14 protein-coding genes are annotated in these 20662 nt (G+C 63.7%); 6 read left to right on the forward strand and 8 right to left on the reverse strand.

Features of this window, described 5'->3' with window-relative positions; all coding sequences use genetic code 11:
* Positions 1-25: 25 nt before the first annotated feature.
* From WDX12_RS28060 to WDX12_RS28075, 4 genes are read right to left on the reverse strand one after another with little or no spacing between them, the layout of a single operon-like run.
* The gene (locus tag WDX12_RS28060) at positions 26-679 is read right to left on the reverse strand and encodes an ABC-type transport auxiliary lipoprotein family protein (protein WP_434722756.1); all 654 of its coding nucleotides are present in this window, start codon (positions 677-679) and stop codon (positions 26-28) included.
* Between the two features lie 37 nt (positions 680-716).
* Positions 717-2090, reverse strand: a complete 1374-nt coding sequence (locus tag WDX12_RS28065; RefSeq protein ID WP_320295808.1) for an MCE family protein — start codon at positions 2088-2090, stop codon at positions 717-719.
* A gap of 14 nt (positions 2091-2104) precedes the next feature.
* On the reverse strand, positions 2105-2917 hold the full coding sequence (locus WDX12_RS28070; RefSeq protein WP_434722757.1) for an ABC transporter ATP-binding protein: 813 nt from the start codon (positions 2915-2917) through the stop codon (positions 2105-2107).
* Position 2918: 1 nt separating this feature from the next.
* Positions 2919-4103, reverse strand: coding sequence for an ABC transporter permease (locus WDX12_RS28075; protein WP_434722758.1), 1185 nt, complete (start codon positions 4101-4103; stop codon positions 2919-2921).
* Between the two features lie 77 nt (positions 4104-4180).
* Here WDX12_RS28075 and dgcA point away from each other — a divergent pair, with 77 nt between their 5' ends.
* Entirely contained in the window at positions 4181-5164 is a 984-nt protein-coding gene (gene dgcA, locus WDX12_RS28080; protein ID WP_434722759.1) for an N-acetyl-D-Glu racemase DgcA, read from the forward strand.
* Here dgcA and WDX12_RS28085 read toward each other — a convergent pair.
* Positions 5135-6349 (reverse strand): MFS transporter, encoded by a 1215-nt coding sequence (locus WDX12_RS28085; RefSeq protein ID WP_434722760.1) that lies wholly within the window; start codon positions 6347-6349, stop codon positions 5135-5137. The two genes, dgcA and WDX12_RS28085, sit on opposite strands and share 30 nt — an antisense overlap.
* A 190-nt stretch (positions 6350-6539) precedes the next feature.
* Positions 6540-7370 (reverse strand): UDP-2,3-diacylglucosamine diphosphatase, encoded by an 831-nt coding sequence (locus tag WDX12_RS28090; protein WP_434722761.1) that lies wholly within the window; start codon positions 7368-7370, stop codon positions 6540-6542.
* Positions 7371-7491: 121 nt separating this feature from the next.
* On the opposite strand from WDX12_RS28090, the gene WDX12_RS28095 reads away from it, so the two are divergent.
* Positions 7492-8271, forward strand: a complete 780-nt coding sequence (locus WDX12_RS28095) for an SDR family oxidoreductase (RefSeq protein WP_434722762.1) — start codon at positions 7492-7494, stop codon at positions 8269-8271.
* A gap of 164 nt (positions 8272-8435) precedes the next feature.
* Complete coding sequence (locus WDX12_RS28100; RefSeq protein WP_434722763.1) at positions 8436-10760, forward strand: NADP-dependent malic enzyme; 2325 nt, start codon at positions 8436-8438, stop codon at positions 10758-10760.
* Positions 10761-10777: 17 nt separating this feature from the next.
* Here WDX12_RS28100 and WDX12_RS28105 read toward each other — a convergent pair whose 3' ends face one another.
* A complete protein-coding gene (locus WDX12_RS28105) occupies positions 10778-11512 on the reverse strand; it encodes a DUF1287 domain-containing protein (RefSeq protein ID WP_434722764.1) in 735 nt (244 codons plus the stop codon).
* A 230-nt stretch (positions 11513-11742) separates the two neighbouring features.
* Between WDX12_RS28105 and WDX12_RS28110 the strand changes: the two genes are divergently transcribed.
* On the forward strand, positions 11743-12978 hold the full coding sequence (locus tag WDX12_RS28110; protein WP_434722765.1) for a DUF2865 domain-containing protein: 1236 nt from the start codon (positions 11743-11745) through the stop codon (positions 12976-12978).
* Here the strand turns inward: WDX12_RS28110 and gltX are convergent.
* Positions 12896-14269: a glutamate--tRNA ligase gene (gene gltX, locus WDX12_RS28115; protein WP_434722766.1), complete on the reverse strand. Its 1374-nt coding sequence runs from the start codon at positions 14267-14269 to the stop codon at positions 12896-12898. The genes WDX12_RS28110 and gltX overlap by 83 nt on opposite strands.
* A gap of 711 nt (positions 14270-14980) precedes the next feature.
* Between gltX and WDX12_RS28120 the strand changes: the two genes are divergently transcribed.
* Both WDX12_RS28120 and WDX12_RS28125 read left to right on the forward strand, forming a co-directional pair.
* Entirely contained in the window at positions 14981-18757 is a 3777-nt protein-coding gene (locus WDX12_RS28120; protein WP_434722767.1) for a vitamin B12-dependent ribonucleotide reductase, read from the forward strand.
* Between the two features lie 371 nt (positions 18758-19128).
* Positions 19129-20661 carry a transcriptional regulator gene (locus WDX12_RS28125; protein WP_434722768.1) on the forward strand — a complete coding sequence of 511 codons (1533 nt, stop codon included), beginning with the start codon at positions 19129-19131 and terminating at the stop codon, positions 20659-20661.
* Position 20662: the final 1 nt, after the last annotated feature.

Here is a 20662-nt window from a genome sequence, read left to right on the forward strand (position 1 = left end):
TGGATTGTCGGCCTGGCCGAGAGGCTCAGATCGCCGAATCCGTCCAGCGGACGATGTCCTTCGCCGCTTGGCCGAAGGCGTTGTCCAGCGCGCCGACGTAAGCCGCGTTGCCGCTGCCGGAGACCGGTGCGCTCGCGGTGAAATTCTTCGAAGCGCGCACCTCGCCGTTGCGGTCGTTCAGGATGCGCACGAACAGCTCGACTTCGGCATGCTCGCCGCCATTGACGCGCACCTCGAAGGCGCGCACCTCGACGATGATCTGGTAGTCGATCGCCAGCCCCTCGCCCGGCTTGCCGACGCCGGCAAAGCTGCCGGAGCGCTGGAAGGTTTCGGCCAGCCTCGCCTGCACGATCAGCGGCAGCCGGTCCGCCCATTGCGCGCCCTTGAGGAACTGGATCGACCGGTCGGACGGCCTGATGACGATGTTCTGGCTGTCCAGAGCCTTCAGCGCCGATGGCTGGGCTATCAGGATCTGGCGGCGGCTGTGGGCATGCACGTCGACCGACGGCGCCGACAACTCGAACGTGTCGAGCGGCGTCGGCTTGCCGCCGAGGGCCGCGCAGCCGGCAAGCGAAAGCACCAGCAACGCTGCTGCGGACAATCTCAAACGACCCGCTACCACCCTGACCGACTTCACGCGTGATCCCCGTTGTCCCCGGATCTTACGATCAACCCGCATTCACGGTTTATTTTCTTGGCGGTCGCGGCGGCCGAAGTCAACGCCGTGCCCTTCCATCGAACTGCCGGACCTCGCCGTCGCCGCCGGACAGAATGCGCTGGGGGTTGCGGCTGAGGTCGGTCACCGCTTCCTCGATGCGGTTGATCGAGCGCCGGCTGTCCTGCACCAGCGCTTCGACATTCTGCAGACCCTGGCCGGAGAAACGCGCCAGATTGTCGGTGATGGTGCCAAGCCGCGCATTCAGCGTGTCGGCCACCTGCTTGAAGGATTTCAACGTCGCCCTGGCATCGGCCATCACGCCGTTGGCCTCGCCGGAGCCGAGGAGCTTGTCCACCTTGGCCAGGATGCCGTCGACGCGCACCGAGGCGTCGTTGAGCCGTTGCGCAAGCTGGCGGGCGTTCTTGATGGTGTCATTGATGTCGTCGGAGCGGTTGGCGATCTTGTCGGTCACCTTGGCGATGTCCGAGGCCGCCTTGTCGGCGCTGGCGCTGGCCTTCTGGATGTTGGCCAAGGCGGCCTTGACGTCGGCCGGATCGATGCCGTCGAGCACGCCGTTGACCTTGGCCAAGGTCCCTTGCGTCTGCTTGGCGAAATCGTTGATCGAGCCTACCGCCGTGTTGACGTTGCCGATGACCGTGTCGAACTGCTTCGAGGTCTCCTTCAGGTTCGCCGTCACCGTGTCGACATTGGCCACGATACTCTTGATCTGGTCCTTGTCGACGGAATTGAGCAGGCCTTCGGCGGCCTTCAGCGTGCTGTCGAGGCGACCCGAGACATTCTTCAACTGATCGGAAAGCGAGCTGACGGCCGTCAGGAACTTGTCGATGCCGTCGGAATTCTTGGCCAGCGCGTCCGAGAAGGTCTCGACATTCTTGACCGTCTGCGTCAGCGGGCCGCGAACGTCCTTGGTGAAGCCTTCGAGCTCGCTCAGCACCTTGTCGGCGCGGGTGAAGATGTTCTGCGCCGTCTGCAGAAGGTTGGTGACCGCCGACGGATTGGCCGTTATCTCGGGGATCCTGCCCTCTTTCTCCGCCTCGTCGAGCAGCTTCACTTCCTTGGGGTCGGCGCCCCGCAGCTCGATATTGGCCTGGCCGGTCAGGCCGGCCAGGCCGATATCGGCCTGTGTCGACTTGGTGATCGGCGTCAAGCGGTCGATCTCGGTATCGGCGATGGCCACCGTCGGATTGTCGACGTCGATGTAAACCCGTTTGACGTCACCGACCTTGACGCCGTTGAACAGCACGAAACTGCCGCGGCCGAGGCCCGAGGCCGACCCTGGAATGCGCACGCGCAGCATGATCGTTTCGCCTTTGTCGCCGATCGCCGCGGTCCAATAGACGAAGGCGAAGGCCGCCAGGATCGCGCCCAGTGTGAAGATGCCGACAATTACGTAGTTGGCTCTTGTTTCCATCGCCCCACTTATGGCTATGCGCGCGCCGCAAGATCAAGTTGCCGGGCACGTTTTCCGCGGAAATAGGATTTCACCCACGGCTCATCGCTCTTCAGCATGTCGTCGATCGTGCCTTCGACCAGCACCTTCTTCTTGCCGAGCACCGCGACGTGGTCGCAAGCGGTGAACAGCGTGTCGAGGTCGTGCGTGACCATGTAGACCGTCAGGTCCATAGTGTCGCGCAGCTTGACGACCAGCTCGTCGAACTCGGCCGCGCTGATCGGATCGAGCCCCGATGTCGGCTCGTCGAGAAAGACGATGTCGGGATCGAGCGCCAAGGCGCGCGCCAGCGCGGCGCGCTTGATCATGCCGCCGGAAAGCTCGGAGGGAAATTTCCGCGCCGCGTCGGCCGGCAACCCGACCAGCTCGATCTTGAGCAAGGCGAGTTCGTCCATCAGCGCCTTGGGCAGGTCGAGATATTCACGCATCGGCACCTGCACGTTTTCCAGCACCGTCAGCGCCGAAAACAGCGCGCCATGCTGGAAAAGGACGCCAAGCCGCATATCGATGCGCAGGCGGTCGGCGTCGCTTGCCTTGTCGACGTCGACGCCGAACAGGCTGATCGTCCCCGATTGCTTCGGCATCAGTCCCAATATGGTGCGCAACAGCACTGATTTGCCGGCGCCAGAAGCGCCGACAAAGCCGAGGATTTCCCCGCGCTTGATGTTGAGTGAAAGCTTGTCGAGGATCAGCTTGCCGTCTATGGCGACGGTGACGTCGCGCACCGAAAGCACGATTTCGTCGTCGTCCGTCTGCTCTGCTGCCGTGGCGCCGTTGCCGTTCGCCATTTCAGAACCCGATCGCTGCGTAGAACATGGCGAAAAGCCCGTCGAGGATGATGACGACGAAGATCGACTTCACCACCGACGCGGTCACGTGCAGGCCGAGCGATTCGGCGCTGCCGCCGACCTTCATGCCCTCGACCGAGGCAATGATGCCGATGATCAGGGCCATGAACGGCGCCTTGATCAGGCCGGCAAAGATGGTGCTGAGATCGATGGCGACGCGCAGCCTGTCGATGAACGCGGCCGGCGGAATGTCGGAATAGAGCCAGGCGGCGACGATGCCGCCGCCAAGGGCTGCGAAATTGGCGATGATGGTGAGGCACGGTAGCCCGATCACCAGCGCGACGAGGCGCGGAAAGACCAGCACGCCGATCGGATTGAGGCCGATCACCTTCAGCGCGTCGACCTCCTCGCGCATCTTCATGGAGCCGATCTCGGCGGTGATGGCGCTGCCTGAACGTCCCGCGAGCATGATCGCCGTCATCAGCACACCGAGCTCGCGCAGGATCAGCACGCCGACCAGGTCGACGACGAAGATGTTGGCGCCGAAATAGCTGAGCTGGTAGGCGCCCTGCTGGGCGACGATGGCGCCGACGATGGCCGACATCAGCACCACCACCGGTATCGCGCCGACGCCCATGCGGTCGATCTGGTTGAAGATCGCGGCCGGATTGACCGCGTGGCCGCGGCCAAGCTTCATCTGCGCGCCGCGGATCGTGGCGCCGAGAATGTTCATCGAGGCGAAGAAATCGTCGCGCATCTCATAGACCCGCCGACCAACCAGCTCCAGCGCGCGCAGGATGATGTTGGGCGGCCCGGACGGGCCCGATTCGGGCTCCCGACGAACGGCGTCGCCGACCGCGCCGAGCAGGATCGAGGCGATTTCGCTCTGCCCCTGCAAATGGACCTCGACGCCCTTCTTCTCGAAGGCGCTGGCCAGCCGGTCGATCAGCCAGGCGCCGGCCGTGTCCATCTTTTCGATATGGGAAAGGTCGAGCACCAGCTGTTTTGCGCCGCTTTTTTGCTCGATCTTGCGCATGTCGGCATCGACCAACGCCACGGTTCGCGTCGTCCACACGCCGGAAAAGGCGCAACCCAGCACGCCTCCTTCCTCGCCCACGGCAACGCGCGGCCGGTGCTCGGCGTCCTTGGCCTCGCCGCTTGCTTCGCGTTTGCGGATGGTCAACATGGCGTCCTGTTTAGCGTGGCGGGACTTGCGTGTCGATTTGCCGGCAGACCGGTGTCGCACAGCCGGAGAAGAAAATTATGGCGCGTGTCATTTCGGTCGAAATGGAGCGATTCCCGATCGCCGGCACCTTCACCATCTCACGCGGATCCAAAACCGAGGCCGAAGTCATCACCGCAACGATCACCGACGGGGGACGTTCCGGACGCGGCGAATGCGTGCCCTACAAGCGCTACGGCGAGACCATGGACGGCGTATACGCCGCTATCGAGGCGATGCGCGACCAGATCGCCGGCGGCACAAGCTGGATCGCGCTGCTTGATGCCATGCCGGCAGGCGCGGCACGCAATGCCATAGACTGCGCCCTGTGGGACCTGGAAGCCAAGCTGACCGGCACGTCGGTGGCGGCGACGATCGGGGCCCTTCCGGCCAAGCCGCTGGAAACCGCCTACACCCTGTCGCTCGCCACGCCGGAGGCCATGGCGGCGCAGGCGCGCGCCAATGCCGCGCGGCCCTTGCTCAAGGTCAAGATCGGCGGCGACAATGACATGGCCAGAATCCGCGCAGTAACCGAAGCCGCTCCCCAAAGCCGCATCATCCTCGATGCCAATGAAGGCTGGACTGACAAAAATGTCGAAGCGAACCTCGCCTTCGCCGCGCAGCATGGCGTCACGCTCGTCGAGCAGCCGCTGCCGGCGGGTAAGGACGACATCCTGCGCCGGATCGCGCATCCGGTGCCGGTCTGCGCCGACGAAAGCGTGCATGCCGCAAACGACCTCGATGCGCTGGTCGGCCTCTACGACGCCGTCAACATCAAGCTCGACAAATCAGGCGGCTTGACGGAGGCGTTGAAGTTGCGCGACCGCGCGCGCGACCTGGGTTTCGGTATCATGGTGGGCTGCATGGTCGGCACCTCGCTCGCCATGGCCCCGGCGGTGCTCCTGGCGCAGGATGCGGACTTCGTCGACCTCGACGGTCCACTGCTGCTGGCGCGCGATCGCGAACCTGGCCTTGTCTACCAGGGATCGGTCGTTTCACCCCCTGACAGGGTGCTTTGGGGCTGAGCGGGAAGCGAGGCCTATCAACACCATGCCGATGATCGCGATCGGGATCATCGCCCAGAAACCGTCGACGCCCAGGCGATCATAGAGCGGGCCCGAGGCGAGTGTCACCGCCGCCATGAAGAAGCCGTTGAAGAAATAGGCGATACCTTGCGCAGCACCGGTGCGTTCCTCGGAAACCGTCTCGCCGATCATCTTCTGCAGGCCGATCAACACCATCGCCACCGACACCGAATGCAGCGTCTGCACACCGAAGAAGCCGGCAACGCCCAGGCCGAGCGGCCAGACCAGCGGAAAGGCGATCCAGCGCACGATCGAACCGATACCGGCGATCACCATCACCCTGGCGACCGAGATGGACGCGAAGATACGGTTGAAAAACAGGAACATGCAGACTTCCGACACCACACCCCAGGCCCATAGCAGGCCGACGACGGAATCGCCGATGCCGATCGATTTCCAGTAGATCGAGACGAAGCCGTAGAGGAAGGCGTGGCTGGCGGTGATGATGCCAACGCCGAGGGTGAAATAGAGGAAATAGGCGTTGAACAGGCTCGGCGCCTTATGCTGCATCTCGGTGGCCGAAAGCGGCGAGGCCTTGCGCGGCCGCCCCATGCGCGGCGCCGCCAGCGCCGCGACCAGGGCCGCGCCAAGCGCGACGAAGATGATGACCGGAACCGCCTGGGGGCCTGTAGCCGCAAGGATGAAGCCGCCCACGACATTGGCGCCGAGATACGAGACCGAGCCCCATTTGCGCATCGCCGTGTAGTTCGAGCCGAAGCGGCGCACGCCCGAGAGCGCCAGCGAGTCGGCCATCGGCGAATGCGGCGTCCACGCGATCGTCAGCAAAAGCGACACGGCAAGCACGATGGCGTAGGTGGCCGGCAGGAAATAGCCGGCGGAGACGACCACGGACCCGGCGACCAGCGCGATATAGACGTTGGCACGGTCCTTCGCGCGGTCGGCAAGCGCGGTCAGCATCGGCGTCGTCACGACGCGCAGGAACATCGGCGCCGCCAGGATGACCGCAATCTGCTCGGCATGAAAACCTTTCGCCTGCAGCCAGAGCGGAAAGTAAGGCAGGTGGGTGCCTTGCGACACGAACAAGGTCGCGAAGATCAGGCTCATGCGCAGTTCGAAATGGCTTGGCTTGACAAGCTGTTCGGGCGATAGCGGCGGCAGCGACATGAATCGATCCAATTTCGCTGCATTCTAGTCCGTGCAACGTGTCCGATCCCTAACATGCGGCAAAGCGCGGCGGAACTGGCTGGATCAATAGATCAGAGCAAAGCTGTTGACGGACCTGGGAGCGAACGCGGCGCGCCTTTACATCAGCGCGACGAAGGCAGCAGGCTGAACCAGGGACAGGCAGCTACGTTCAAGCCGCCTGGGCCGCCCTGCCCTTGAGGTCGATGATATCGACCGGCACCAGCGCTTCATTGCCGGCCGAAGCCTCCGGCAGCACATGCGCCCAAGTCAGGATCTCCATGCGGCCGTCGAAATGCTCGACCACTGCCGTGCAGCTTTCCACCCAGTCGCCGGTGTTGATGTACTGCACGTCGCCATAGCTTTCGATCGCGGCGTGATGGATGTGGCCGCAGATCACGCCGTCGACATGCGAGCGCCGCGCTTCTTCCGAAAGCACGGTCTGGAACGAGCCGATGAAGTTCACCGCCTTCTTGACCTTGACCTTGGCCCATGACGAGAACGACCAGTAAGGCAGGCCGAGCAGGTGGCGCAGCCTGGTCACGACACGGTTGACCAGCATCGCCGCGTCATAGGCATGGTCGCCGAGATAGGCGAGCCAGCGCTGGTTATGCACCACCGTGTCGAACTGGTCGCCATGGATGACCAGCAGGCGCCGGCCGTCGGCGGTCTCGTGGATGGCACGGTCGGCGACGACAATGCCGCCGAAATGCACGCCCTGGAACTGGCGGGCGAATTCGTCGTGGTTGCCGGCGATATAGGTGATCGAGGCGCCCTTGCGCGCCTTGCGCAGCAACTTCTGCACCACGTCGTTGTGGCTCTGCGGCCAGTGCCAGCTGCGCCGCAGCCGCCAGCCGTCGACGATATCGCCGACCAGATAGATGATGTCGGCTTCGTGATAGCGCAGGAAGTCGATCAGGAAATCGGCCTTGGCCGCTTTCGAGCCGAGATGCACGTCGGAAATGAACAGGGCGCGGAAAGTGCGGGGCTCTGGGTCTGACATCACGATTTTACCCTTGGCTTTCGCGTGCCTATGCCCCGATTCATGCAACAACCGTATGACGGTTGCGGTTGGTCCAGCCCAGGCGCTAGCTTGCGTGCAAGTCAATCAGGAGAAAACCGTCATGGATCTCGGCATTCGCGGCAAGAAAGCCATCGTCTGCGCTTCGAGCAAGGGACTTGGAAAAGGTTGCGCCGTGGCGTTGGCCGAAGCGGGTGTCGATCTCGTCGTCAACGGCCGCAACGCAGAGCTGCTGGCGAAAACCGCCGCCGAGATTCGCGAAAAGTTCGGCGTCAAGGTGATCGAAGTCGCCGGTGATGTGTCGAAGCCCGACGTGCAGAAGGCGATGCTTGCCGCCTGCCCCGACCCCGACATTCTGGTCAACAACAATGGCGGCCCACCGCTGCGCGATTTCCGCGAGCTCGACCGCACCAAGATCCTCGAAGGCGTAACGCAGAACATGGTGACGCCGATCGAGCTGATCCAGGCAGTCATAGACGGCATGGCCAAGCGCGGCTTCGGCCGAATCGTCAACATCACCTCGCTGTCGGTCTATGTGCCGATCCCCGGCCTCGACCTGTCGTCCGGCGCACGCGCCGGCCTGACCTCCTTCCTCGCCGGAGTGGCACGTACCGTGATGGACCGCAACGTCACCATCAACAGCCTGCTGCCCGGCAAGCTCGACACCGACCGGCTGCGCGGCCCGCACGAGGCCGGGACAGTCGAGGATCCGGCGGCAGCCGCCGCGCGCAAGGCCCGCATCAGCGCCGACGTGCCGGCAAAACGTCTCGGCACGCCGGAGGAATTCGGCCAGATCTGCGCCTTCCTGTGCTCGGTCCATGCCGGCTACCTCACCGGCCAGAACATCCCGGTCGATGGCGGCCTCTACGTCAGCGCGTTCTGACCGTAGCCAATCCAAAAGGCTTGAGGCCCACAGCCCAACCGACTGGAATCGATTGATTATTTTCGCTCCGACATTGTGAAGGCCGGAGCCCGCTATTTGCCGTCGCGAAAACGCTCCGACGCATGCTAAAAGGCTCCAAACCAGTATCGCAGGGAGGGGCCGCAATGGACAGCGAGAGCAAGAAAACGGCCCGGTCGGACCTCGACGAGGCCGCCCTCTTCTTCCACAAGCACCCGACGCCGGGAAAGCTTGAGATCCAGGCAACGAAGCCGCTCGGTAATCAGCGCGACCTTGCGCTCGCCTATTCGCCGGGCGTGGCCGCGCCCTGCCTCGAGATCCGTGACGATCCCGCCACCGCCGCCGACTACACCGCGCGCGCCAACCTCGTCGGCGTCGTCTCCAACGGCTCCGCCGTGCTCGGGCTCGGCAATATCGGTCCACTCGCCTCCAAGCCGGTCATGGAAGGCAAGGCGGTGCTGTTCAAGAAATTCGCCGGCATCGACGTCTTCGACATCGAGATCGACGCGCCGGAAATCGAGCGCATGGTCGAGACGGTGGCAGCGCTGGAACCGACTTTCGGCGGCATCAATCTCGAGGACATCAAGGCGCCCGAATGCTTCGAGGTCGAGGAGCGGCTGAAGGCCCGCATGGGCATCCCGGTCTTCCACGACGACCAGCACGGCACGGCGATCATCGTTGCAGCCGCGGTGCTCAATGGGCTGGAACTGGCCGGCAAGGCGATCTCCGACATCAAGATCGTCACCTCGGGCGCCGGCGCCGCGGCGCTTGCCTGCCTCAACCTTTTGGTCTCGCTCGGCGCCAGGGTCGAAAACATCTGGGTCACCGACCGTTTCGGCGTCGCCCATAAGGGCCGCGTCGAGGAGATGGATCGCTGGAAAGACCCTTATGTGAAGGATACCGAGGCGCGCACGCTGGCCGACGTCATTCCCGGCGCCGACGTCTTCCTCGGCCTTTCCGCCGCCGGCGTGCTGAAACCGGAGCTGCTGCAGCACATGGCGCCGAAACCGCTGATCCTGGCCTTGGCCAACCCCAATCCCGAGATCATGCCGGAAGCGGCAAGAGCCGCGCGGCCGGACGCCATGATCTGCACCGGGCGCTCGGATTTTCCCAATCAAGTCAACAACGTGCTCTGCTTTCCTTACATCTTCCGCGGCGCGCTCGATTGCGGCGCCAGCGCCATCAACGAGGAGATGAAGATGGCGGCCGTGCGGGCGATCGCAGCCCTTGCGCGCGAGGAGCCATCGGATGTCGCGGCGCGCGCCTATTCCGGCGAGACGCCGATGTTCGGCCCCGATTTCCTGATCCCCTCGCCCTTCGACCCGCGCCTTATCCTGCGCATCGCGCCGGCGGTGGCGAAAGCCGCCTGCGACACCGGCGTCGCGACGCGGCCGATCGCCGACTTCCTCGCCTATATCGACAAGCTGAACCGCTTCGTCTTCCGCTCCGGCCTGGTGATGAAGCCGGTGTTCTCCTCCGCCAAGGCTTCGAGCGCCAAGCGCGTCATCTATGCCGACGGCGAGGACGAGCGCGTGCTGCGCGCGGCACAGGTGGTGCTGGAGGAAGGCATCGCCGAACCGACTTTGATCGGCCGCCCGCATGTGGTGGAGGTCAGGCTGAAGCGTTACGGTCTGCGCATCAAGCCCGGCGTCGATTTTGCTCTGATCAATCCGGAAGACGATCCGCGCTATCGCCATTATGTCGACCTCTTGATCGAACTGGCCGGCCGGCGCGGGGTGACGACGGAAGCCGCCCGCACCATGGTGCGCACCGACAACACCGTGATCGCCGCGCTTGCGTTGAAGCGGGGCGACGCCGACGCCATGGTCTGCGGTCTCGAAGGCCGCTTCGAGAGGCATCTGCGCAATGTCAGCCTCATCATTGGTCCCCGCGCGGGCATCAAGGACAGGGACCTGTCGACGCTGTCGATGCTGATCTCGCAGCGCGGCATCATCTTCCTCACCGACACGCATGTGTCGGTCGACCCGACGGCGGAGGAGATCGCTGAAATGACGGTGCTGGCGGCGGAGGAAATCCAGCGCTTCGGCATCGAGCCGAAGGCAGCGCTGCTGTCGCATTCGGATTTCGGCTCGCGCGATTCGCCCAGCGCGCTGAAGATGCGCCGCGCGGCGGAAATCCTCGGCCGCATCGCGCCCGGCTTGCAGTGCGACGGCGAGATGCATGCCGATACAGCACTTTCGGAGCATCTGCGCCAGCGCGTCTATCCGCATTCGCGGCTGAAGGGCGAAGCCAACCTGCTGGTCTTCCCGAACCTCGATTCGGCCAACATTACGCTGACGGCGCTGCGCGCCATGATGGACGCGTTGCATGTCGGGCCGATCCTGCTCGGCACGGACAAGCCCGCGCACATATTGACGCCGTCGGTGACCTCGCGCGGCGTCGTCAACATGACCGCGCTTGCCGTGGTCGAGGCGGCGCACAAGGCGCAGGCGGTGGTCGAGTTGGGCTAGGTGGGACGCTAAGCTTTTCAGATAGGCGCGAAGCGAAAATGCCCCGTCCGCCTGAAGACAAATAGCGTATCCTCCTCGCGGGCGCCCTGGCCGATGTTGTGAATGACCAGCGGCCGTTCCGGCGCCTCGACCGAGCGATTGGTCGAGACGATGGCTATATGCGTCAGGTTGCCGGGCAGCATCTGGGTGACGAGATCGCCCGGCTGGTAGTCGGCGGAATCGTCGCTGACGGCGAGCGAAGCGCCTCGCCGTTCGAAGAACACGGCGAGATTGGGCACCCTGCGGTGGTCGATGTTCGGATCGGTCGACTTCAGGCCCCAGGCCTTCGGATAGGCGGCGAGATTGGCCAGCATGTCCTCATGCACCAGCTTTTGCAGGTCGAGCCGGAAGGCGTGGCGATAGGCGCGGATCACGACGTCCGTGCACACGCCCCGGTCCTGCGCGACATCCCCGCCAGGATAAGGAATGCGGGTATATGTCGGATCGTAGAGCGTGGTGACGCCGATCTGCCCGCGCGCCGCATCGACCAACCTGAAGGTCCAATCGGGCGTGGCGCTCTTCGCCATCGCGGGCGTGGCGCTCTTCGCCATCGCGGGCGTGGCGCTCTTCGCCATCGCGGGCGTGGCGCTCTTCGCCATCGCGGGCGTGGCGCTCTTCGCCATCGCGGGCGTGGCTTTCCTGGCCATCGCGTCCGGCACCGCCAGGAACAGAAGTCCGAGTTGCAGCGCGCTTCGTCGGGTCATCGGGATCATGCATCGCCCCTCTCTTGCAAGCCGAATTCGTGGAATTGGTCCCGCGCGAAAGCGTCTTTTTTAGGCTCTCGGCGTTTTTGGGCCGGCGACGGCAAATTGTGTTTCCGGTCGAAAACGCCAGGTGCCGAATTGTTCTGGGTCCGGTGGCGCCGACTCTGGCATAGTCGATTAACCACGGCGGCGTAGCTTCGGGTCGATCAAGCGATTTGGGCGGGCAATTGGGGTTTCGGATGAAGGGTGCTGCGTTGAAGCTGACCCATCTGTTGGCGCTGCTTGCAGCGCTTGCAGGCTCGGCTGTCGCCGTGACCCAATCCCAGGCCGCGTCTCGCGCGTGCAGGCAACTCGAAGCCGAACTCGCCGCAACACGCGGCGGCGGCGGAGGGCCGGGCATCGTGCGCAAATATGACGATGCCATCCAGCGCCAGCGCGAGCAGCTTGCCAAGGCCCGCGGCCGGGCGAGCGACGCCAATTGCGGCTTCACGCTGTTTTCGCGCAATGTCAGCCAGTGCGCGGCGATCAATGCCTCGATCCAGCGCATGAACGCCAATCTCGACACGTTGCAGGCCAAGCGCGAGCGCCTGGCCGCCGGCGGCACGCAGCGAGACCGTGGCCGCATTCTCGCGGCGCTCGATGCCAATGGCTGCCGCGACGACGAGATCGCGCCGCGCCGCGCGCCGCTTCGGGAGGCGGCGCGCGACAATGGCGGCGGCAATCTGTTCGAGCAGCTTTTCGGCCGCCAGGACCAGCAATTCGAAACGCCCGACGCCGCCGACGTCCCGGACGCGGCGGATGTACCTGAAGATGATCCCAGCGTGCGCAACATCCGCCGTATCATCAACCAGCCGGACGGCATGGGCCTGCCGCGATTGGGCGGCGAGTTCCACACCATGTGCGTGCGCACCTGCGACGGCTATTTCTTCCCGATGTCGAACGCCGCTTCCGTCGGCGACTTCGAGCGTGACCAGAAAAACTGCGAATCGAGTTGCCCGGGCACCGAGATGCAGGTCTTCTATTCGCGCGGCATGGACGACGACTCGGGCTCGATGACCTCGTCGGCGACCGGTCAACCCTACAGCGAGCTGCCGACCGCCTATCTCTACAAGCAGGCCAATTACTCGCGCCCGCCCACTTGCGGCTGCAACGCGCAGGCCAGCAATGGCAATTTCACGATCATCGGCGGCAACCCGCCCAATCCCGAACAGTCGCAGCCGGAGAACGAGGCAGCGCCCTTCATCCCGATGCCGGCGGTAAAGCCCGATCCCGGCGCAGATCCGGAAACGCTCGCCAATGCCGAGGGCGGGCTGGACCAGGACGCGATCAAGCGGCTGACCACCAAGGCGCCGGTGTCGCCGGTCTCGGCATTGCCGCCGGACCAGCGCAAGGTCAGGGTCGTCGGGCCAGCGTTCCTTCCCGACCCATCAGCGGCAATAGATCTGAAAGCTCCGGCCCCGAAGTCCGCCCGGTAAGGGCGAGCCTCAGCGGCATGAACAACGGCTTGCCCTTGCGCCCCGTGGCTTCCCTGATCTTGCCGGTCCAGTCCTTCCACACCGTGCCGTTCCACGGTTCCTCGGGCAACAGTTCGAACGCCTGGTTGAGGAAATCGCGGTCCTCGCCGGAAAACTCGGCCGGCTCCTGCGGGCCCTCGCTCAGGATGCGCCACCAGGCGACCGCGTCCGACAGGCGGTCGAGATTGCCGCGCACCGCCATCCAGAAAGGCTCGGCCTTGTCGCCGGAAATGCCGAGCACCATCAGCCGGTCGCGCGCTTCCTCGAAGGACATATGATGCATCAGCGTGCGGTTGAGCACGAAGAGCTCGTCCGGGTCGAATTTGGAGGCGGACTTGGACGTCGCCGCCGGGTCGAAATGGCCGGCAAGCTCGTTGAGGTCGTGCGCTGCCGTGACATTCTCCGACGTGCCGACGAGCACCGCCAGCGAAGCGACCGCCAGCGGCTCGATGCCGTCCTCGCGCAGGCTTTCGATCGACAGCGCGCCGGTGCGCTTCGACAGCCCCTCGCCCGACACGGTGGTGAGCAGATTGTGGTGGCCGAAGACCGGCGGCTCGGCGCCGAGCGCCTTGAAGATGGCGATCTGCACGCCGGTGTTGGTGACATGGTCGTCGCCGCGAATGACATGGCTGACACCCATCTCGATATCGTCGACCACCGAAGGCAGCGTGTAGAGATAGGTGCCGTCCTCGCGTACCAGCACAGGATCCGACAGCGAGGCGAGGTCGACGGTCTCCTCGCCGCGCACCAGGTCGTTCCAATGCACTTCGGTCCGTTCAGGCTGCAGCGGATCGCTGGTGAAATTGGGCAGCAGGAAGCGCCAGTGCGGGCGCCGCCCGTCTGACTGATACTCGGCCACCTGCTCGGGCGTCAGCGTCAGCGCCTCGCGGCCATAGACCGGCGGCAGGCCGCGCGTGCGGCGCACCTTGCGGCGCAGATCGAGTTCTTCCGGCGTTTCGTAGCAGGCATAGAGCACCCGCGCCGCCTTCAGTCGCTCGACCGCCGCGTCGTAAATCTCGAAGCGGTGCGACTGGTATTCGGTGACATCCGGGAAGATGCCAAGCCAGTGCAGGTCGTAAAGGATGGAATCGGCGTATTCCTGCTTCGAGCGGGCAATGTCGGTGTCGTCGAAGCGCTGGATGAAACGGCCCTTGTTGTTCATGGCGAAAAGCCAGTTGAACAACGCGGTGCGCGCATTGCCGATATGAATGCGACCGGTCGGCGATGGGGCAAAACGTACTGTAACTGTCATGAGCGGGGCGTAACGGATGCTTTTGGTGTTGACAAGGCGCGCCCCCGCGCGAACGCAACAGATAGTGCAAGCCAGCTAAAATGAAAAGCCGACGCCCGACACGCTTCGCGGCAGATTGACAAACCGCGTCAAGTGCCTGCGAAGCCGAGCTTCCTGTGTCCCCGTTATCCACATATGTGACACACAAGATGTTGGGGTCACAAAAGCTACAAAAACGAATCCTTGACGGGTCGGACCGAGTCGCTTTTTATGGGCCATGCGCTCCTGTTGCGGGCGCGACCGGAGAATTCTGAGGCCGGTCTTTTTTCCCGGATTTTGTGCGTTTTGCCCGAATTTCCGCCTGTTCACGAGGCTGGCGGAAGCGTTGGGATCGTTAGGGCTTGGGTGGGCGAAAGGGAGAATTGTCGGCCTGGAAAAAATGATCTGTTAACACTATATTTAGTGTTTGCAGGCAGGCTAGACGCTAGATAGTGTGAACCTCCCTCTACGGAGGGAATCGACAAAAGTTTCAGTTTAGGGACCCGTGAGGGTCGGCCTGCAGCCTCGGCAAACGCTTGGGAAAGCGTTTTGCTGTCTGCGTGCCGGCACTTGCGACGAGGAGAGTGCCGGCGCTGCTCGCAATGCCGGCAAACGGCGGACTGCGCTTTTCGGCTGGTGGGGCAGAAATCCCCGCGGAGAAGCGCTATATATAGACACAAAGGGACCGGACCAATGCGCATCGAGCGTCGCTTCACCAAGGAAGGCCAATCTGCCTATGCGGAGATCGAATTCCGCAAGGCTTTGTCGGAGATCAAGAATCCCGACGGCTCGGTGGTGTTCCGCCTCGACAACATCGACGTGCCGGCGCAGTTCAGCCAGGTCGCGGCCGACATCCTGGCCCAAAAGTATTTCCGCAAGGCCGGCGTGCCGGCGCGCCTGAAGAAGGTCGAGGAGAACGACGTCCCCTCCTTCCTGTGGCGCTCGGTCGCCGACGAGGCCGAGCTCGCCAAGCTGCCCGAAGCCGAGCGCTATGGTTCGGAAACCGACGCCCGTCAGGTCTTCGACCGGCTGGCCGGCACCTGGACCTATTGGGGCTACAAGGGCGGCTACTTCAAGTCCGAGGATGACGCGCGCGCCTTCCGCGACGAGCTTGCCTATATGCTCGCCACCCAGCGCGTGGCGCCGAACTCGCCGCAATGGTTCAACACCGGCCTGCACTGGGCCTACGGCATCGACGGCCCGAGCCAGGGCCATTTCTATGTCGACCCCTTCACCGGCAAGCTGACCAAGTCGAAGTCCTCCTACGAGCACCCGCAGCCGCATGCCTGCTTCATCCAGGGCGTGCAGGACGACCTCGTCAACGAGGGCGGCATCATGGATCTGTGGGTGCGTGAGGCGCGCCTGTTCAAATACGGTTCCGGCACCGGCTCGAATTTCTCGATGCTGCGCGGCGAAGGCGAAAAGCTTTCCGGCGGCGGCCGTTCGTCCGGCCTGATGAGCTTCCTCAAGATCGGCGACCGCGCGGCGGGCGCCATCAAGTCGGGCGGCACGACGCGCCGCGCGGCAAAAATGGTCATCGTCGACGCCGACCATCCCGATATCGAGGACTTCATCGACTGGAAGGTCAATGAAGAGCAGAAGGTCGCCTCGCTGGTGACCGGCTCGAAGATCGTCAAGAAGCATCTCGAAGCCATCATGAAGGCCTGCGTCAATTGCGAAGGCCATGACGACGACTGCTTCGACCCGGCTCTGAACACCGCGCTGAAGCGCGAGATCAAGGCGGCCAAGAAGGACGGCGTGCCGGAGAACTATATCTACCGCGTCATCCAGTTTGCCCGCCAGGGCTACACCTCGATGTCGTTCAAGACCTACGACACCGACTGGGATTCGGATGCCTATCTCACCGTCTCCGGCCAGAACTCCAACAATTCGGTGTCGCTGAAGGACAACTTCCTGCGCGCCGTCGAGGCCGATGGCGACTGGCAGCTCACCGCCCGCAAGGACGGCAAGGTGCTGAAGACGCTGAAGGCGCGCGACCTGTGGGAAAAGATCGGCTATGCCGCCTGGGCTTCCGCCGATCCGGGCCTGCACTTCAACACGACGATGAACGACTGGCACACCTGCGCTTCCGCCGGTGCGATCCGGGCCTCCAACCCGTGCTCGGAATACATGTTCCTCGACGACACGGCCTGCAACCTCGCCTCGATCAACCTCCTGCCCTACCGCAATGCCGACGGCACGATGGACATCGCCGCCTACGAGCACACCGTTCGCCTGTGGACCGTCGTGCTCGAAATCTCGGTGATGATGGCGCAGTTCCCGTCCAAGGAGATCGCCAAGCTCTCCTACGACTACCGCACGCTCGGCCTCGGCTACGCCAACATCGGCGGCCTGCTGATGACCTCGGGCATCCCTTACGACTCCGACGAGGGCCGCGCCATCTGCGCCGCGCTCACCGCCATCATGACCGGCGTCGCCTACTCGACCTCGGCCGAGATGGCCTCCGAGCTCGGCGCCTTCCCGGACTATGACCGCAACGCCCAGAACATGCTGCGCGTCATGCGCAACCACCGCCGCGCCGCCTATGGCGACAAGGACGGCTACGAGAAGCTCGCCGTCAATCCGGTGCCGCTGGTCGCTTCCGACCTGAAGCAGCAGGCTTTGGCCGAGCATGCCCGCGCCGCCTGGGACCGCGCCATCGAGCTCGGCGAAGAGCACGGCTACCGCAACGCGCAGGCAACCGTGATCGCGCCGACCGGCACGATCGGCCTCGTCATGGATTGCGACACCACCGGCATCGAGCCCGACTTCGCCCTGGTGAAGTTCAAGAAGCTCGCCGGCGGCGGCTACTTCAAGATCATCAACCGCGCCGTGCCGGAAGCGCTGCGCACGCTGGGCTACTCCGAAAGCCAGATCGCCGAGATCGAGGCTTACGCGGTCGGCCACGGCAACCTCAACCAGGCGCCCGGCATCAACCCGTCCTCGCTCAAGACCAAGGGTTTCACCGATGAGAAGATCGCGGCGCTCAATGCGGCGCTGAAGTCGGCCTTTGACATCAAGTTCGTGTTCAACCAATGGACGCTCGGCGCCGACTGGGTCAAGGAGACGCTCGGCTTCACCGACGAACAGCTCGGCGACATCTCCTTCGAGATGCTGCCGGCTCTCGGCTTCTCGAAGAAAGACATCGACGCCGCCAACATCCATGTCTGCGGCGCCATGACGCTCGAAGGCGCGCCCTTCCTGAAGGCCGAGCACCTGCCGGTGTTCGACTGCGCCAGCCCCTGCGGCAAGATCGGCAAGCGTTCGCTGTCGATCAACAGCCACATCCTGATGATGGCGGCAGCCCAGCCCTTCATCTCGGGCGCCATCTCCAAGACCATCAACATGCCGAACGAGGCGACGGTCGAGGACGCCAAGAACGCCTATATACTGTCCTGGAAGCTGGCGCTGAAGGCCAACGCGCTCTATCGCGACGGCTCGAAGCTGTCGCAGCCGCTCAACGCCTCGCTGCTCGCCGATGGCGAGGAGGATGAGGATGAGGCGGTCGAGCAGCTGATCGCCGCGCCCGCCGCCCAGCGCGCCGTGCAGGTGACGGAAAAGATCGTCGAGCGCGTCATCGAGCGCCTCTACCGCGACCGCGAGAAACTGCCGAACCGCCGCAAGGGCTACACCCAGAAGGCCGTCGTGGGCGGCCACAAGGTGTATCTCAGGACCGGCGAATTCGATGACGGCCGCCTCGGCGAGATCTTCATCGACATGCACAAGGAAGGCGCAGCCTTCCGCGCGATGATGAACAACTTCGCCATCGCGATCTCGCTCGGCCTGCAATATGGCGTGCCGCTCGACGAATATGTCGAGGCCTTCACCTTCACCAAGTTCGAGCCGGCCGGCATGGTGCAGGGCAACGACGCGATCAAGAACGCCACGTCGATCCTCGATTACGTGTTCCGCGAGCTTGCCGTCTCCTATCTCGGCCGCCACGACCTCGCCCATGTCGACCAGTCGGACTTCGACAAGACGGCGCTCGGCCGCGGCATCACCGAAGGCAAGGCGACGCCCTTCTCCAAGGGCCTCTATCGCGGCGCCTCGCCGGTGAAGCTGGTGTCGGGCATCGGCTCCGAGCCGAAGGGCTTCGGCGGATCGGCTCCGACCACCGCCCCTGCCCGCGCCGCGCCGACCGCCTTCGTCGGTTCCAACGTGCTGGCGCTGAAGCCGGCCAGCGACGAGGCGCTCGCCTACAAGCGCGACTATGAGGAGCGCGCCCGGGAACTGGCCGAGGACATGGTGGAAGAAGAAGCCGAAGCCGCCGGCGGCACCGAGGCCCTCTTCACCGACGCCGCGGCCAACGAGGCCGCCGAGGCGAAGAAACTCGCCGCGACGAGGCGCCAGCAGTCGCTGCTCCAGGGCTACACCGGCAACGAATGCTCCGAGTGCCACAACTTCACCATGGTGCGGAACGGCACCTGCGAGAAGTGCGACACGTGTGGCTCGACGAGCGGGTGCAGCTGAGACTCAGGTGCCACCACCACCACTGCAAAGCAGGCCATAATTTTCCTTTTTTAGGCACCAATCACCCTTGTTCAGGCTGACGCGTCACTAAATCTCGGTCAACGTCAAGGTAGATCGCTCATTCGACCCACGAACTCTGCTCACCTCGGACAATAGGCCGGAAAATTCAATTCCCGGGCGCGCTTTTCGCGCCCGGGAATGCCAAAGGGAACAAATCAGGAATTGAACGCATTCCGAGCGAACTAAAAGACCGCACAATCAACGGGATTGATTTCGTCGCAGCACGTGGCGCCGGCGTCCGGTGTGAACTCACTTGAATTCATTGCGAAGTTCCTGGGCGATCCCAAGCGCCCTTTGTCATAGGAGTAAGCATGTCGAACAACTGGAAATACGATCGCGCGAAGGACGCGATTGACGCGCGCATCAAGGAAGTCGAGTCAGTGACCGTCGTGGACTACAAGCGGGACACATCGCTGAAATCGATACCGACAAACAAGGCGTACCGCATGGATGCGGTTCACCTCTATGTCGACATCCTGAACCTGAAAGGCATGCTGGAAAGCACGCAGTCGGAAGGCGAAACCTGCCACAAGCGAACGCTGCGCTTCCTCAACCTTCATTATCGGGCCGTCCATCGCATTCTGGCCGCCTCCGACGCAATCCGGGTGGACTTCCACAATCAGCGACTTCATGCCGTCATCGCCAAGCCCTATGGCGAAGACGCGGAAGACGACCGCGTTAACCGCGCCGTCGCCATCGCACAGCTGATCAGCGACGTCCTGCTCGAAACCGGGGATGACGACGAGAACATCCCGGCAGCCGAAGTTCGAATTGGCATCGACAGTGGCCGGGCGCTCGTCGTCAACAACGGCCGCAACGGCAACCGTGAACCCCTGTTCCTAGGTCGCCCCGCCAACATGGCAGCGAAGATCGCATCGAATGGGAGCGACACCGGCATATATCTGAGCAATGAGGCGAGGAAGGCAATCGGGCTCGAAGAGCTTGACGACGAAGACGTCCCTCTCACGCCACTCACTGAAGCCGAAATCGCAGATTGCCAAGAGGCGGCGAATCTTGGCCTGAGTAAGGATTCCGTCGTGTCCGACTGGCGTGCTGACAACAAGAAAAACCCGATCGGCGCTTTCGTGTTCAGCCGGGCGACTCCCCCTTTGCGCGACCTTGATATCTCGGTCCTCACGCCCGGAAACTCGAGGCGGATGGACACGGTTTCGGTGTACGCCGATGTCGACAACTTCACGGCTTATGTCGACGCACACATCGATGACGAACCGGAAGACGTCGTCCGCTGTCTCCACGTCATCCGTTCGGAACTCGACCGGGTTCTCTCCTCCGATTTCTTGGGACGGCGCATTCGCTTCATCGGAGATTGCATCCACGGCCACGTAATGGAGGGAACAGCCCACCAGACGTACGACGAGGATACGGTGTCTACCTCGACCCTGTGTGCCGGAGGCCTGCGCAGCAGCTTCGATCTGGCGCTCGAAAGGCTTGGAGCGAATGACGTGGACACCGACGATCTCGGGCTAGCAATAGGCTTTGAATTCGGCCCGACGGCGTTTACCCGACTTGGCATGCAGGGCGAGCGCGTTCGTTGCTCCACAGGTCGCGCCGTCCTCAATTCAGAAGCCGAGCAGAAGCGCTGCAATGGCGAGCAAACCGCGATCGGAAAGGTGGCGTTTGATGCGGGCCCGGAATCCGTACGGACACTCTTCGGGACAACGCGTCGGAAATCCGGGCTGACCTACGACGTGGTGCTTGAAGCGCTCACGGCCGAAGGCGACAAGGTGGCCAAAGCAGCGCATGCCGCCGCTTATGCCGTGAAGAGCCCGGCTATTGCCAAGGCTGCCGAGGAACCGTTCCGCCCACACTCGGAGGGGCGCTGAC

It is taken from the genome of Mesorhizobium sp. RIZ17, from assembly GCF_051127865.1.
Taxonomy (GTDB): Bacteria; Pseudomonadota; Alphaproteobacteria; order Rhizobiales; family Rhizobiaceae; genus Mesorhizobium; species Mesorhizobium humile.